13 protein-coding genes and 1 pseudogene are annotated in these 14,852 nt (G+C 44.3%); 9 read left to right on the forward strand and 5 right to left on the reverse strand.

The features are described from left to right. Nucleotides 1–114: 114 nt before the first annotated feature. The 3 genes and pseudogenes from gpmA to AC0J20_RS22330 all read right to left on the reverse strand — a co-directional run. Nucleotides 115–861: a 2,3-diphosphoglycerate-dependent phosphoglycerate mutase gene (gene gpmA / locus AC0J20_RS22320; protein WP_229527295.1), complete on the reverse strand. Its 747-nt coding sequence runs from the start codon at nucleotides 859–861 to the stop codon at nucleotides 115–117. A gap of 220 nt (nucleotides 862–1,081) precedes the next feature. Continuing rightward, complete coding sequence (locus AC0J20_RS22325) at nucleotides 1,082–1,375, reverse strand: cation:proton antiporter regulatory subunit (RefSeq protein ID WP_377307058.1); 294 nt, start codon at nucleotides 1,373–1,375, stop codon at nucleotides 1,082–1,084. Between the two features lie 9 nt (nucleotides 1,376–1,384). Next, nucleotides 1,385–2,308: pseudogene (locus AC0J20_RS22330) on the reverse strand (ATP-grasp domain-containing protein); the annotation flags it as partial. A gap of 157 nt (nucleotides 2,309–2,465) precedes the next feature. Between AC0J20_RS22330 and ppk2 the strand changes: the two are divergent. Then, complete coding sequence (gene ppk2 / locus AC0J20_RS22335; protein WP_473023432.1) at nucleotides 2,466–3,233, forward strand: polyphosphate kinase 2; 768 nt, start codon at nucleotides 2,466–2,468, stop codon at nucleotides 3,231–3,233. Between the two features lie 146 nt (nucleotides 3,234–3,379). Here the strand turns inward: ppk2 and AC0J20_RS22340 are convergent, their stop codons facing one another. Further along, complete coding sequence (locus AC0J20_RS22340; RefSeq protein ID WP_473023434.1) at nucleotides 3,380–6,304, reverse strand: TonB-dependent receptor domain-containing protein; 2,925 nt, start codon at nucleotides 6,302–6,304, stop codon at nucleotides 3,380–3,382. A gap of 543 nt (nucleotides 6,305–6,847) precedes the next feature. Here AC0J20_RS22340 and AC0J20_RS22345 point away from each other — a divergent pair. The 5 genes from AC0J20_RS22345 to AC0J20_RS22365 all read left to right on the forward strand — a co-directional run bounded on the left by AC0J20_RS22345 (nucleotide 6,848) and on the right by AC0J20_RS22365 (nucleotide 10,854). Continuing rightward, nucleotides 6,848–7,948 carry a sensor histidine kinase gene (locus tag AC0J20_RS22345; protein WP_229527298.1) on the forward strand — a complete coding sequence of 367 codons (1,101 nt, stop codon included), beginning with the start codon at nucleotides 6,848–6,850 and terminating at the stop codon, nucleotides 7,946–7,948. Next, entirely contained in the window at nucleotides 7,941–8,693 is a 753-nt protein-coding gene (locus tag AC0J20_RS22350) for a LytR/AlgR family response regulator transcription factor (protein WP_473023435.1), read from the forward strand. The genes AC0J20_RS22345 and AC0J20_RS22350 overlap by 8 nt, the downstream gene beginning before the upstream one ends. A gap of 219 nt (nucleotides 8,694–8,912) precedes the next feature. After that, nucleotides 8,913–9,419 (forward strand): hypothetical protein, encoded by a 507-nt coding sequence (locus AC0J20_RS22355; RefSeq protein WP_229527300.1) that lies wholly within the window; start codon nucleotides 8,913–8,915, stop codon nucleotides 9,417–9,419. 34 nt (nucleotides 9,420–9,453) lie between these two features. After that, nucleotides 9,454–10,272 carry a hypothetical protein gene (locus tag AC0J20_RS22360; protein WP_473023436.1) on the forward strand — a complete coding sequence of 273 codons (819 nt, stop codon included), beginning with the start codon at nucleotides 9,454–9,456 and terminating at the stop codon, nucleotides 10,270–10,272. A gap of 12 nt (nucleotides 10,273–10,284) precedes the next feature. Continuing rightward, nucleotides 10,285–10,854, forward strand: a complete 570-nt coding sequence (locus AC0J20_RS22365) for a hypothetical protein (RefSeq protein ID WP_473023437.1) — start codon at nucleotides 10,285–10,287, stop codon at nucleotides 10,852–10,854. A gap of 12 nt (nucleotides 10,855–10,866) precedes the next feature. On the opposite strand, the gene AC0J20_RS22370 is transcribed toward AC0J20_RS22365, so the two are convergent. Then, complete coding sequence (locus tag AC0J20_RS22370) at nucleotides 10,867–11,943, reverse strand: hypothetical protein (RefSeq protein ID WP_473023438.1); 1,077 nt, start codon at nucleotides 11,941–11,943, stop codon at nucleotides 10,867–10,869. An 819-nt stretch (nucleotides 11,944–12,762) separates the two neighbouring features. On the opposite strand from AC0J20_RS22370, the gene AC0J20_RS22375 reads away from it, so the two are divergent. The 3 genes from AC0J20_RS22375 to AC0J20_RS22385 all read left to right on the forward strand — a co-directional run bounded on the left by AC0J20_RS22375 (nucleotide 12,763) and on the right by AC0J20_RS22385 (nucleotide 14,813). After that, on the forward strand, nucleotides 12,763–13,155 hold the full coding sequence (locus AC0J20_RS22375; RefSeq protein ID WP_473023440.1) for a hypothetical protein: 393 nt from the start codon (nucleotides 12,763–12,765) through the stop codon (nucleotides 13,153–13,155). A gap of 114 nt (nucleotides 13,156–13,269) precedes the next feature. Next, entirely contained in the window at nucleotides 13,270–13,566 is a 297-nt protein-coding gene (locus AC0J20_RS22380) for a hypothetical protein (protein WP_473023441.1), read from the forward strand. Nucleotides 13,567–13,571: 5 nt separating this feature from the next. Further along, nucleotides 13,572–14,813, forward strand: a complete 1,242-nt coding sequence (locus AC0J20_RS22385) for a hypothetical protein (protein ID WP_473023442.1) — start codon at nucleotides 13,572–13,574, stop codon at nucleotides 14,811–14,813. The last annotated feature ends 39 nt before the right edge of the window (nucleotides 14,814–14,852 follow it).

Below are 14,852 nucleotides of genomic sequence, written 5' to 3' on the forward strand. Positions count from 1 at the left end.
CTCAAACTACAAGCCATCCTTGAAGGCTATGAATTGGCTAAGTCTCTTGAATCAGACTTGTGATCAAGAGACAGCTCAACAGCGGCTTTTTCAATGGGGCTAGCTCTAAAACAATTATTTAGATTTACCCTGATTCGCTACAGCATCCATCATCTTTTTGATTTCTGCCGGATCACCTAAATACTGTTTGCTGATGGGCTTCAGGTTTTCATCTAATTCATACACCAACGGAACACCCGTAGGGATATTGAGCTCCAACACTTCTTCATCTGACATGTCGTCCAGATATTTCACCAGAGCCCGTAAGCTGTTGCCGTGCGCCGCGATAATGACTTTTTTGCCGCCGCGAATTTCAGGCACTATGGTATCGTGCCAGTAAGGCAAAACACGGTCGATAGTTAATGCCAGGCTTTCTGCTTTAGGCAGGATACGTGGATCAATGCCTGCGTAACGCTTGTCATGTGCCGGGAAGTGTTCATCAGACTCATCCACTGCCGGAGGGGGAATATCAAAACTACGACGCCAGATTTTCACCTGGTCTTCACCGTGCTTCTCAGCGGTTTCTGCTTTGTTTAAACCTGTCAATGCGCCATAGTGTCTTTCGTTAAGACGCCAGTGACGAATAACCGGAGTGTAGAGTTCCTTCATTTCATCCAGTGCTATCCACAGGGTTCGCATGGCGCGGGTTAACACGGAAGTAAATGCCAGATCAAAACTGAATCCGTTTTCTTTTAACAGTTTGCCCGCCATCTTGGCCTGAGCAACACCGGTATCTGTTAGATCAACATCGTGCCAGCCGGTGAAGCGGTTTTCTTTGTTCCAGGTGCTTTCACCATGTCTGATAAGTACGAGTTTATGCATTTAAAAAGTCTCCTTAATCACTGAGAGATAGCTTGAGTGTTAAATTGGATTTATGTGCGCTTAGTAGGGGGGCAAGCGGCTGATTTTTTCCGACTAGTTTAGAACAAAGCACAAGGCAATGTCATGGCATAAATAATTATTTGTCATAACTTTGTCGGGATTGTCTTGTCGTTTGGGCATATTGCTCGGGACCAGCTGCTGATCCCGATACCATGTTGTATTATCTTGATTTGTGTTTATCGTCACTTGCTATCACATTGGTGACTTCTGTATCCGGCAGGTCCTGAATCTTAGGCTGACGTTTGCGTTGAGCTTTTACCGGTACCATGCCGCGCATTGATTCCAGTTTACCAAAGCACAATAGCTTGTCTTCTTTTTCCAGAACCCGATCTGAGCGCGGATTTGGGATGACTTTATGACCCCGATACAGGGTGAGCACGTTGAGATCTTTTTCTGAAAGCCCAATTTCTGACAATTTTTTGCCCACATAATTCGAGCCTTCCGGGACATATATCTCACTGACGCCATAGCCTTTGCTTACCGTTAGTCGCTGTCGAATATCGATTTCCGGAAAATCTACCTGCGCAGCAATATAGTCAATAATGGCACCTGCGATATCCAATTGGGTGCAGGTTTCAATGCCTTCCAGTCCCGGAGATGAATTAACTTCCATGATTTGCGGCCCTGAGGCACTTTCCAACATATCCACTCCCGCAACTCTTAATCCCAGTATCTGAGCAGAGCGGATTGCGGCCTGTTCATATTCTTCCGATAACTCTACCTGTTCTGCACGTCCGCCCCGGTGCACATTACTGCGGAATTCCTGACCTTGAGCGACTCTGCGCATTGCCGCCACAACCCGATCGCCCACGACTAACGCACGGATGTCTTTGCCGCGGCTTTCAGCAACAAATTTTTGTATCAGCACATTTTGCTTTTGGCTTTGCAGTAATTCGATAATAGCCTCGGCCTGTTTAACGGTGTCTGCCAACAACACGCCAATTCCCTGTGTTCCTTCGATCAATTTAATGATGACCGGTGCACCGCCTACACGTTCTATTGCAGGCAAAACATCTTTTTTATCCCGTACGAAGGTGGTTTCCGGTATGCCGATATGATGTCTGGCCAGAACCTGCAAACTGCGTAATTTATCGCGTGAGTTGTTTATCCCATGTGCTGTATTCGCACAAAATATGTCCATTTCCTGGAACTGGCGCACTACTGCCGTGCCATAGTATGTGATTGACGCCCCAATTCGCGGTAAAACGGCATCAAAATCAGAAATTTCTTTTTGTTTATAGAACAAATCCGGATCACCTCGTTTCAAATCAATGGCGAATTTTAAGGTATCCAGAATTTTGACATCAAAACCGCGGTTTTTCGCAGCTTCCTTTAATCTTCGGGTACTGTATATATTTGGAGAGCGGGATAATATTGCCAGTTTCATAGAAAACTCCCTGATTAACTTATCCTTCAATGGTAGATCAGTCAGACTTAAAAAGTTAGTCAAGAATGTGTAATTTCTCGATTAAAATGCGAAACCCTGTTAGCCAGCCTATAATTCATTATCCAAAACCGTAAGTCACAGATTTAAAAGTAAAATCATGAAAGATAGTAGGTATCAGGATGCCTTACAGAAATTGCAAATCGAGTTGGTTCACCTGCAGCATTGGGTAGTCGAACAAAGGCTCAAGGTTATCGTCGTTTTTGAGGGCAGGGATGCAGCAGGCAAAGGCGGCGTAATCAAAGCCATCAGCGACAAACTCAATCCCAGAGTGGTAAAAATTGCCGCACTGGGAAAGCCCTCAGACAGAGAGTCTGGCCAATGGTATTACCAGCGATATGTAGCGCAGTTCCCCGCTGCCGGTGAAATTGTGCTGTTTGACAGAAGCTGGTACAACCGGGCAGGCGTGGAAAAAGTAATGGGATTTTGTACCGACACTGAATATCAGTACTTTTTACAAAGTTGCCCGGTGTTTGAAAAAATGTTGCTCGATTCAGGCATCATGCTGTTGAAATACTGGTTTTCTGTCTCTGACAATGTCCAGGAAAAACGTTTTAAGGAGCGACTTAAAAACCCGCTAAAGCGTTGGAAGTTTTCAGACATGGATGCCGAAGCCCGCAATCGTTGGCATGAATACTCAACGGCGAAAGATACGATGTTCAGACATACAGATACCCCTGAATCTCCCTGGTTTGTCGTCAACGCGAATCATAAAAAGGCGGCAAGACTCAATTGCATCGCTCATATTTTGTCGCAAATTGATTACCAGACTACAGATTTTAAAGCGGTGGAATTGCCTGAAATTAAGCACACTAAGACCCGGCGTATGCCCATCAATAAACTCAACTGGATCCCGGAAAAATACTAAAAAAGCCCCGGATTCGGGGCTGCCACAGACACAACGTTTAAGGTTCCTGAGGTTGAGTCCATCCTGGACTCTGTCAGGAGTTTGCTGCGCTTACCAGGGTAAGACGCAGCCAGATCAAACCTTCCTTTGTTTGAAAATCACCACACTTAGAATCGTGCTCTTGCACCCACATACCAACGGCGGCCGATTGGGTCGTAGGTACCTGCATCAGTTTCCGTCCCCGTATCACTCTCTGGTAGGCCACTGATTATTGCTGGCGGCTCTGGATCAAACAGGTTGTCAACGCCGGCAAACAACTCGACAGTCTCCGTTAGCTGATAGGTCACCTGGGTGTCTACATAAATCTCAGAACCGACACTGATAGCGCCAGGTGCCAGATCGAAGCCCGCCAGGAATTGATCATCAAGGGCCGCCGAACCTATGTAAGTGGCGCCCATAGTGACCGACCATTCGTCCCAATCGTAGGAAACGTTCAAATTGGCACGATGCTCAGAGGCACCAATTTCGCCTACATAAGGGTCTTCCGGAGCGCCTGGCAGTGGAATAACACCGCCTTCCATTACATAGGTGTATGCCAAACGGCTATTTAAGCGGCCAGGACCGACATCACCGGAATAAGTCAGGGTCAGGTCGATACCTTCGTTTATCTCACCACCACTGTTAGAGTCAGAGCTGTTAATGAACTCTATTGAACCGGCACTATTGGTACCCAGAGGCGCAGCACGACGCGTAATAAATTGACAGAATGAAGCATCACCACCATAGCACTGATCCAGAATGAATTGTCTTGGTGTGGGTACGATGGCATCTTCAATTTCAATGTCAAAGTAATCGATGGTCAGGCCAAAGTCTTGCAACATACCCGTTGGGGTAATAACGACGCCTATCGTGGTTGATTTACCGGTTTCTTCAATCAGATTTGGGTTACCGCCATCAAAACCACTGATACCCTGAATATCCGACTGATTTAGTGTGAATGCGCCATTAGCGGCGATATTTGCAGCGATACCGGTATCAGCCCGGCATCTTTCTGCAACCGTACCAGAATCTGACGCCGTAATTCCTGCACAGGGATCGTTCAAACCCGGTGGAAATGTTTGGCTGGGTGGCGAAAACAATTCGCCAATGTTGGGCGCACGGGTAGATTGCGCTTCGATGGCGCGAAAACGCATCCAGTCGGTGGCTTGCCATTCTAAACCAACGTTCCAGCTGGTTGTGCTGCCCACGGTTGAATAATCAGAGGCACGATAAGCCGCTCTGGCATTCAGGCTTTCAATGATTGGGATGTTCGTTTCAATATAAAACTCGGTTACATCAAATGAGCCCTTGGTGGCCGGGATAGCGTTCCCCGCATTTAATCCGGCTTGTTGCAATGCGTCAAACTCGTCACGGCTGGTTTCCTCACGGTATTCAAAACCAACGGCTACACCCACCGGCCCGGCAGGCAGTTCAAACGCATCACCACTGATGTTACCGCCAAATATTTCCTGAGAAATAAATGAAGACAACATGCCTGGCGCATTGATATAAGCTGCGGCTTCCGGCGTGATCGAATTAAAACCGTAAATATCAATAGGTACACACCCAAAGGAGCGGGCGGTAGCGTCTACACAGATCGCTTCATCAGTTACACCATCTTCATCCAAATCCAGGGTATCCGTTACCGCTTCTAACGCGTAGCGGAAGTTCTGCACATTTACCTGGCCATTAGACACCTGAGATTCTTTGGTTTGGCCATAGACATAATAAACGTCATAAAACCAATCATTGAACAACTCGCCTTCAAACCCCACGGTAAATCTGAACGTATCCCGGTCAGCTGTGTTACCACGGTTGGCAACATCCAGCAGACGTTTGGCAAAGAAGTCCAGATCTCTGAGGCCATCTCCGTTTACATCGTTGGCGGCGTTTAGAATTGTGTCCGGAACATAAGGGTTGGTCAGAATGCTGCCATTGACATTAAATTCCAAAGGTACAGCACCATCAGCATAAATATCGTCAGAGGAAAAAGGGAAAGGCTCCAGCTCAGTGACTGTTTGAGAAGCAGCATAGTTACCTTCGAAAAAAACCGAGTGAGAATCACTCAGTTCATAACTTCCTTTGGCGGCAAACAAATATCGCTCCGTTGGGATCGCGATGGTACGATACTGACTACGGTTGAAACCATCGGGCCCTATAGTACCGTCGCCATTAGTACTAAAGCCTTCCTGCAGCATGTTATTGCTGTTGAAGGTGTACGTTGTGCCACCGGCATCAAACCGACCTTGCGGTGGGAATGAAGAAAAGAACGGACGAGTGGCATCAAAGGCGTCAGCTGGATCTTCAGTAAAACGGAAAGTCGAAAACTGATCTACCGCAGAACGAGCGCGGTCGCGTGAGAAAACGGCTCCCTGATCAGTATAACCCAGGTGGAACATTAAATTGCCTTTACCATTATCGGTAGTGCCACCGGCGGTAATACTAAATTGTCTTTCTTCGTCATCGCTTTCTGAACTTTGGCCATATTGACCCTCAAATTCAACGCCTTCAAATTCGTCTTTCAGTATCAGGTTAACCACACCTGCTACGGCGTCAGAACCATAGACTGACGAAGCCCCACCGGTGAGGATCTCAACGCGTTCAATAAACTGCGCAGGTATGGTGTTTAAATCTACCGCCATTTCACCTGGCTGACCGGATACAAACCGTCGGCCATTCACCAACACCAGGGTACGAGCGGTGCCAAGGTTACGCAAATCCACCGTCGCAATACCCGCACTGGCTGTTGAGAAGTTTGAATTGGTACGGCTGATAGCTGGCGTACCAAATGTTGGGTTGTCCAGCAACAGCTCCTGAATATTGGCAATACCCGATGCGTCAATGTCCCCGGCATCGAAGGTTTGTAGTGGTGAAACAGAGTTCAAATTCGCTGAGCGTATCCGGGAACCGGTTACTGAAATCTTTTCAACACTTACCGCTTCACTGTCTTCTGCTTCCTGTGCTGCCACGTTAGTTACTTGCAATGCTGTCGTCATCGCCCCTAAGGTGAGGGCGAGTCGGATAGAGCTTGCGAGTTTAGATTGATTCTTCATACTGAATCTCCCTGAGATAATTATATTTTTATTAGGGATAACCGCAGTTATCTCCGCGTTTGTGCCAGCTAAAATTAAGATTTGGTTACAGTTAGCACCAGCGACGATCCGCAGTAGATGGAAAGCATGTGACAAGCGGCATTAATTCAGGGACGAATAACTTTCAGCAGGTTTGAAATGCCCGGAATTGACCATGAAATGGCGTTTCTCCGGGGTAAGTGGTGGGGCGCTGAGACGGCGAATTTATTAAATGGCTATCGAAATAGACCAGTTTTGTGACGAAATAACGGAAATTCAGGACAAAAGGCGTGTTTTATGTTGTTACCATGGCAATAGTTGGGCTTAACAGGGGATGTTTCCCCTGTAATTTCCGGTATTTCGCCGCATTAAACTGCAACTGCAACGCATGTAAATTGCTCAAATTGAGTTCTTTGTACATAATTTCGCAATAAACACCTAAAAATAAATGAACTCTGATGCGAAAAACGCTCCTAAGCATTAGTCGCTTTGAAAACCTAACCCCATAGCGGTAGATGAAATAACTTGAAAGACGCAATTGCAAGACTAAAAAATTGGCGCATCTGGACAGGTAGTACTCTGGTATTGCTAATTCAGGCATTGTTTAGTTTTAACTTAAAATTTCACGCCGAACACATCTATTTGCAGGATCTGAACAGCTTGTTTAGTGCCGCAGGTTTAATTGGTTTGTGGTATTTGCCCGCAATGATGGTGGCTCCTTTTATCGTTGCATTCGCTCCCTTAACGCGCGTGCAGCAACAAGGGTGGTTGGTCTTTTTTGTGTTTAATGGCATTTATGTACTGGCAACTACCATTCTGGTGCAGTTGTTGTCTATCTCCCTACTGCACTTTACCACCGGACAAGATTGGCAGCAGGGCGACATTGTCGGCATGATGGCCTATTTTTACCGCAATACTCCCTGGCATGCAGACAGCATTATGATCCTCGCGTTATTCGCTTTGGGTTATGCCCTGGATTATTCTCAGAGACTGCGCAGCAAAGAAATTCAGGCAGAAAAACTCAAGGTTGAGTTGGTCAGTGCTGAATTGCAGGCACTTAAGGCACAATTAAACCCACATTTTCTGTTTAATGTTTTGAACGGGATCAGTGGCCTGGTGCGGGTAGGGCGCAGTGATGAAGCAACCGATGCACTGAGTGATCTTAGCAGTATGCTAAGAACAATACTTGAAAACAGGGACCAGGAAATGGTAACTGTAAAAAGCGAGTTAGCCTTTATTGAGCTGTATCTGGCACTGCAACAACTGCGTTTCAATGACAAACTGGACGTTAATATTTCGGCACAGGAAGATGTTATGGCAGTACGGGTACCGTTTATGGTACTGCAACCTCTGGTTGAAAATGCGATTCATCACGGGGCACAACTGGACATAAACGGTAATCTCATTCAGGTGAAGCTATTTATTCAGGATAACAAGTTACACTTTGAGTTGCTGAATAAAGTGCCCGGAACCGCGTCTGAAAGCGGTTTTGGCATAGGTATTGGTAATAACAGAGCCAGATTAGAGAAGATATACGGGAACGATTTCAGCCTGGAGTTAAAAGCACTGCCAGAGCAGTATTTTTTAACCAGGTTGAGTGTTCCGACGGGAGAGGGAAATGCTTAAAATATTGGTCGCTGATGACGAGCCACTGGCACGCGAAAGCATTGTGGCACTACTGCACAAAGACAGTGATAGTTACGAGGTCACGCAGGCAAAAGACGGTCAGGAAGCCCTCGATATTGCCTGGCAGGAGAAACCTGATATTTTATTTTTGGATATCCAGATGCCAGTTATCACCGGGATTGATGTGGCCGCCGAATTACCTGCGGAAACGATCGTAATTTTTACAACGGCCTATGATGAATATGCGGTAAAAGCCTTTGAACTCAACGCTATCGATTATCTGTTAAAACCTTTTAAAAATGCCCGTCTCTACGAATCGCTTGCCAAAGCAAAAAGGCAAATGGACGATCAAATCTATCTGGATCAACGGGCCATTAAAGCCCTGAATCAGGATTTAAAAACCCACACCAGCCAGTATAAAGATCGGATCGTAATTCGTGAACCCAAACGGGTTAGGTTTGTTGATGTTAATAACGTTAAATATATTGCCGGTGCCGGCAACTATGCGGAATTACACCTGTTTAATGCTGGCAGTATTCTTTACAGAGAAACGCTGAGCAACCTCGAAGAACTGCTCAATCCCGTCGAATTCAGACGAATTCACCGCTCAACCATCGTCCGGCTGTCAGCTGTATCGGAGTTACAACCCAATTATCAGGGGGATTATACGGTACTGTTAACCTCGGGTGAGCAACTGATGCTTTCGCGGCGCTATAAAGACAAACTTCAGGACGTTTTGACTTAATCTGTCATTTATTTGAAAAAATCTTCAATTTTTTTCAATCTACTAAAGTCTTCGTAGAAGCTATGTCTGCCGTGGCCTGGCAAACAAATATCTATTCCATATTCAAAGGTAAGTCATTCTTTTCGCTATAAAAGAGGTTGCTTTTTTGAACGGAATATAAGATAACAAAGTGGTCAGGGATTTACATAACATTTACAAACTTCGTGTAAGGGGTTACTGATGAGACGTCTCACGCTTCTTCCTGTTTTCTTATTTTCCATGTGTTTAAACGCACAAGCCGCGAGCAATGTTAAAACTTATCCGGCTTCGCTTTGTTATCAGTCAGCTGGTCCAGCCAATAGCGTACTGGTGAATACCACGGGCAACCTGTCCAACAGTAATATTGACTCAGCTATTACTTTATTTTGCCCGGTTTTAGTTGAACAAACGGCATCTTTATCTGCTTTACAGGTAGAGGTAACTCTCATTGACGGTGGACACGGCGGTGATGAAGTGTCTTGCCAGGTATCCGGAAGTCATTTTGGTGAACGGTACACCTCCAGATGGGGCAATGCCGTGCGCAGTGAAAAAGGTGCCGGATTACAAGCCATCACTACATCACTCTCAGAATTAAACAAGCACAATGCAAACTACGTAAAAGCGAACCTGAGCTGTTCTTTGCCCGCAGCTTCGCAGGCAGGGGACGTGTCGTTGATTTCCTACCAGGTGACAGAGCTGTATCGTTAGTCAGTGCAGGGTAAATTGGGAGTTAATCTGAAAAATGAATAACGTTGGAAGCATTCAAAAATTACTTTTACTGGTAAGTGCGTTGCTCTTTACCATAGTAGGGTATTTATTGTTTAAGCCAACCGCATTCAACACTAGTTCTGCAAGCGCCTCAGTTCAGCAACCACTGAACGAAAGCCTGCTCAAAGAACTGGCTCAGATTGAAACCAGGCTGCAGCGGCAAATCGCCAGGCTGGAAAGTGATACGATTCACAACCGCACAGGTGAGTCTGCCGTCAGCAATAACAAGGAATTGCAAACGCTGAACAGACAACTGGGCTTACTGTTACAGCGCCAGGAGCAATATGAACAGCGCTTACAGCAAATTGAAAACCGTATTAACTCCATGGCAATGCCGGCAAACATTGCACTGTCAGATCACAGAGACATCAACGTATTACATGCTGAACCTGTGGAGTTCGTAGCCCGGAACAGAGTCGCACTCTCTGTAGAAGACATGTACTCAGAGCAGTATGAGCAAAACCGTGAGGTCAGCATAAAACAACAAATTGCCAGCTATGAAGACAAGTTGTTTGAAGAAGGTATAGATTCTGAATGGACCCGGTCTGTTGAAAAGCGGGTATTGGAAGTGATCCGTGATACCAAACAACTAAAAGGCGTACACCTCCAGGAGAGTAATTGTGGTGTCAGTCTGTGTAAATTAGAAGTATATGTTGAAGAAGGTGAAAGCGTAGAAGAAAAGGTTCAAATGCTGATGGTCAACAGACCATGGCAAGGAGAGTCCTTTGTTTCTTTTGAATTTACCGGCGAGGGAGCGATATTTTTTGCCAAAGAAGGCGAACGATTACCCTAGGACGAGGCGTGTATGAAAACATCACTTTTACACTTAGTATCAGCGATCGCTATTGGAACTTTTTCAACCAGCGCGGGTGCCGTGATCTGTTTGGCAAAAAATGTGCAGACACCGGCAAAACATTATTACCTGGCCAACAACTGTCAGTATTTTTCAGGTTCAAAGGCACTGCGACTTAATCGCACCGGGGCATTGTTCAATTACAACAACCGCGGAGACTACAACGATCAACTACATGGAAGCAGCTTCATTTACTGTCCGATTAGTGCTGACAGTGTTGATGCTGGCCACAACGTATCAGCAGAAATCAAAGTCACCGATCTGAACAAAGAACATGACGTCATTTGTCAGATGGGAAAATCCAGTTATACCAATAAAGGCTTTGCGGCTTACTGGGGCGAAACCACTAAAAGCAGCAGTGTTGGAGAGCAAACGCTTAAAACCGTGTCCCGAAACGCTTCCGATGTCATCACAATGCCCAACAGTTTTATTACCTGTTCGTTGCCACCTCAAGACAGAGAAGATCAAAAAGCCTCGTCGTTAGTGGCGTACACTGTTAATGCCAGGCCTTTTAACCTGTAAACAGATTCGCAATTAATTGCTCAATGGAATGGTAAGAATCGGTGCGGCTTGCTGTATTGAACCGGATTGCAAGGCGAAGATTTGGGTCAATAAACTAAACGTGGATTTACTTGCAGAATCGCTATCATCAATATAAAACCAGTTGTCTCGATAAAACACCGCCACTGAAGCCTGGGCAGGTCGTTCAGGCGCACTGTACACATTGAACAATTCTTTGGTTACCAGCGCCTCATTAAAACGCCGACCTTGTTCATCATTTCTCAATGGAATACGATTTTCCGCCTGATGTTGTTCAGGCACAGTCACCGATTGCGACAAAAAGAACATGATACTATCGAAAGACCTGGCCTGAATTGTAATCACATCGGGTGCCTGACTCTCGATGGCATTGACCAATGGGATTACCTGTAAGTCAGATTGGAGGTTTAAGGCAGATGTTAATTTGAGAAAGGCAGGGTGCTTATGTGCCGCTGCTTTAAACTGTAAAACGATTTGTCCTGACTCCGGATCTTTAGCGCCTTCAACGAGGTTAGAAAGTTCCAGCTCTCTGAGCGCATAAACGACATCAATAAACGGCTGATGTGATTCAGAGTCCACGGTAAAATCGCGATGATTGGTTTTAAAGTTGTTTTCCAGATTGTTGATACGTTCAATGCAGGTTCTCAGGATGCGACTTATCGGCCATCCTGAGTTACTGAGTAAAATCAGTGTTTCCGGACTGACGGGTGTTAATATTCGCTCAACAAAGTCTTTTCCCCTTAACGGCCGATAAGTCACCGTTGGACGTTCTTCTATTGCCACGCGATTACGCAAAGATTCATTATTACCAACACCCGGTATCCAGTTCAGTCCAGGTTCCATTGACGCTGAATAAGCAAATTGAGTGGTGACAGTATCAGCTTCGAGAAAGTACATTCGATCCCGATAACGCAACCGCACGATGTTTAACAGCATTTGTTCATCTTCAGTGGTTCGAAGCGCGTTGTTGTAGTCAATACGACTGGTGCGCACGGCGTCTGGACCGAGGTGCACACAACCAATAATGAATATCAAAACGATAAAGGTGAAAAACTGAAGTATCAAACGCATAACATGCAACGGCCATAATTTTCTCTATCAGTAATGATAGTAAAGCTCGATAAAAAAACATCCAGGCGCTGCAAAACCGCCGCATTAAAAATCTGCTTCCGCAGTAGCAATCAATAGCTGACAGGAGCTTTCGCTACGTAAATATCAGGTAACCTAACACGCAAAATTTAATTTCATGCACGTAGCGAACGTTCTGCTAAATCCAAACTAAAAGACTAAGAAAACACAGTAGGGCTTAATAACGTATTGATTTAATTATGTTATTAACAACATGTGGATAAATATTGGATTTAACATAATATACATTATGGGAACTCATAATAAAATGTGGATAAGAAGTTATAACTTTACAGTTGGTTCTGAGCTTTACACTCACACAACGGTATTAGAGGTTTGTTTTTACAAGTTTTCATTGTGTGACGACAACTGCAAAGCTGAACAACTTTTGTGGAATGATTTAAACCTGTCAGTTGTCTTTGTTTTTTCATAAAATTTGTGGAACTTTCAGCATCAGTCTATTTTGCGGCTGTGTTGGAATTGAACACGATAGATTTCTCGGGTTTATTTTTCGTAATCTTTACTGTTGAGCTGGTTAAATGTCGATTAAGGAAGTACAAACATCTGGACCCACAACTGCGGCTATCATGTCTAAATTGGGAATGATTACTGTGGATACCCGAAACCTGCCAGCGCCATAGATAATGTTTGAGCCCTTTTTTGCAAAAACACGTCTAAAATTGACTTTGAACTGGCATCTAATGTTCTGAAAACCCTGAATCAATTGTCAGGTGTTAGTACAGAAATAAAGCGTTTCCTTCTATGGCTGTCGAACTGCTCACAATTAGATATCGTGGCTTTTTGCCTTACTCAAACACATGGAAAAGGTTTTATTTCGATACTAATGAAAACCTGGTAACCCCATTTGACATCGTTACACCAGGTCAACCAGTGATGTTTCATAAGATAAAATGGTGCATGGAGCACCAACACAAAGAACGTCAAAAGCTTAAAATAACATTAGATTCTGGGTTTCAAAGAACCAGGCAAAAAGCACTTGCTCAGAAAAAGGAAGAATTACAAAAACTCATTAATGCACAGTCGGAGTCAGAAATTAAACGCCTTGGCGATGATTCACCACCACTGTCTATGCCAATATTTATTGGAGCACTCGCCTCTCGTCCAATTGATAAATTTTGCCAATTGGATTTTTAGAATGCACCGAACACGCCTTTTTTATTTTAAAACACAAGAAAATTAAGCTATCTGCTTGATAAATATACAACTATGAATTTTAATAACAGTATTCTTATTAGAAGAGCAAGGGATATGCGTAACCTATTAATTGTAGCACTTTTGATTCATTGCCTAATGGCAGCCAAGCTTACATTAGCAAGCACAATTAACAGTGAAATCACTACCCTTCAATCGTATATTAGCCGCTCGGCAGAAAAACGTGAAAGTTCCTGCTCAGAGCCTGGGATCATATTGACTAATACCTGCGCAAGCCCTGTCTATATTACTTTTAGTAATCTTGGAGCACCTTATGAAAGAAAGGCTGTGACACCAGTGAGTGCTTTTACCGCCACCAACAATACATTTACTGGTTGTGAGGGACGAGGTTAAACGTTATGAAGAACAAATTTTTATCGGGCTTTTTGATATCATTGCTTGCTAACGCGTGGTCAATTAACTCGAAAGAGATGACGAGTACAGTGTCTACCAATGATGTAATTCACGCCAATCACACCTGGTCATCAATAGACCAGGCTGAATCAGATGTTAGAGGAAAAGCGAGAACGATCTTACAAGGTATTTGCGAACAAATGTACAGCAAACTTGGATATGTGTCTGAAAATTCAGTTAAACTTACTATCTTTGAACAAGGGCATACTTTAGATGAAACCACTTCTGGCAATATTCGTTACAAGCTGGCTTCCAATGGTGCATCAGGTACCTGTGAATATAACGAAAGAAAAAAGAGTGGAACGAACGCATCTGATGTGGACTTTTCCTGGCTAAGTGCCCCTATCATACAAAAGACTGGTTACCAGAATAAACGAGTTCAAATAGGGTACCATCAAACTAAAGGTCATCTTGGCCCTACGCGTAGGGAAATGTTTAAAAATGAATTTCGAGACGAAATAAAGGCTAAACTCACGTTAAAGTGCAACAACTTAAACGGTATCTTAGATCCAAGCTCAATCGATACTACTGGTTATACCTATAGTTTTGATGAAAGCCTTGTAACTCATACATTTACAATTTCGTCTGCCTCGGCAAATTGTTTTGTCAAAAACGAACCTAATGTAGAAAAAAAAGACAAAGAACAAACCGAAGAAGATGACTTCTGGAGCGGCGCCCAAAAGGACAAAGTGATGAATAAGTCACCAGCTAACGATAATGATTTTTGGTCTGGTAAAGGGCAAGAAACGAGCTCAACTTCAAATCAACCAGATGATTTTTGGTCAGGAAATACAAAAGCAGCATCATCGTCGGCAACAGGTAATGAAAATAAGGGTTTATGGGCAAACAACAAGGACATGTCTGGCTCAAACGATGACTTTTGGGCTGGTTCAGGTAGCAGTAATGGAAATGTACCTTTAAAAGAAGACGAGTACAAAATTGATTCAAAGCATACAAATAATCAACAACATGAAGGCGTTATCGACGTACACGGCAGGCTTCTGTTTCCTTATGGTAATTGGGAGTTTGTTCGAGTAAACCGTTATACCGCCATTGTGAAACAAACAATCTCCGTGACAACAACACAAGTAAGCAACTGCTTTCAAGACGGTATGGCTGAGCATCGTTTCAATCAAGGCACCATTGACCGCGGCGTTTTTCAAGGTAGTTGTCGCCTAAGCCGTTAAGCTGCTTCTTTTTTGCTCTCCGGATTAAGTTCCACAACA

Source organism: Planctobacterium sp. R6 (genome assembly GCF_055755215.1).

Bases quoted from the DNA above. Each gene is read 5' to 3' on its own strand.
- gpmA (WP_229527295.1), bottom strand. From the start codon at position 861: ATGCATAAACTCGTACTTATCAGACATGGTGAAAGCACCTGGAACAAA.
- ppk2 (WP_473023432.1), top strand. From the start codon at position 2,466: ATGAAAGATAGTAGGTATCAGGATGCCTTACAGAAATTGCAAATCGAG.
- AC0J20_RS22340 (WP_473023434.1), bottom strand. From the start codon at position 6,304: ATGAAGAATCAATCTAAACTCGCAAGCTCTATCCGACTCGCCCTCACC.
- AC0J20_RS22350 (WP_473023435.1), top strand. From the start codon at position 7,941: ATGCTTAAAATATTGGTCGCTGATGACGAGCCACTGGCACGCGAAAGC.
- AC0J20_RS22355 (WP_229527300.1), top strand. From the start codon at position 8,913: ATGAGACGTCTCACGCTTCTTCCTGTTTTCTTATTTTCCATGTGTTTA.
- AC0J20_RS22360 (WP_473023436.1), top strand. From the start codon at position 9,454: ATGAATAACGTTGGAAGCATTCAAAAATTACTTTTACTGGTAAGTGCG.
- AC0J20_RS22365 (WP_473023437.1), top strand. From the start codon at position 10,285: ATGAAAACATCACTTTTACACTTAGTATCAGCGATCGCTATTGGAACT.
- AC0J20_RS22370 (WP_473023438.1), bottom strand. From the start codon at position 11,943: ATGCGTTTGATACTTCAGTTTTTCACCTTTATCGTTTTGATATTCATT.
- AC0J20_RS22375 (WP_473023440.1), top strand. From the start codon at position 12,763: ATGGCTGTCGAACTGCTCACAATTAGATATCGTGGCTTTTTGCCTTAC.
- AC0J20_RS22380 (WP_473023441.1), top strand. From the start codon at position 13,270: ATGCGTAACCTATTAATTGTAGCACTTTTGATTCATTGCCTAATGGCA.
- AC0J20_RS22385 (WP_473023442.1), top strand. From the start codon at position 13,572: ATGAAGAACAAATTTTTATCGGGCTTTTTGATATCATTGCTTGCTAAC.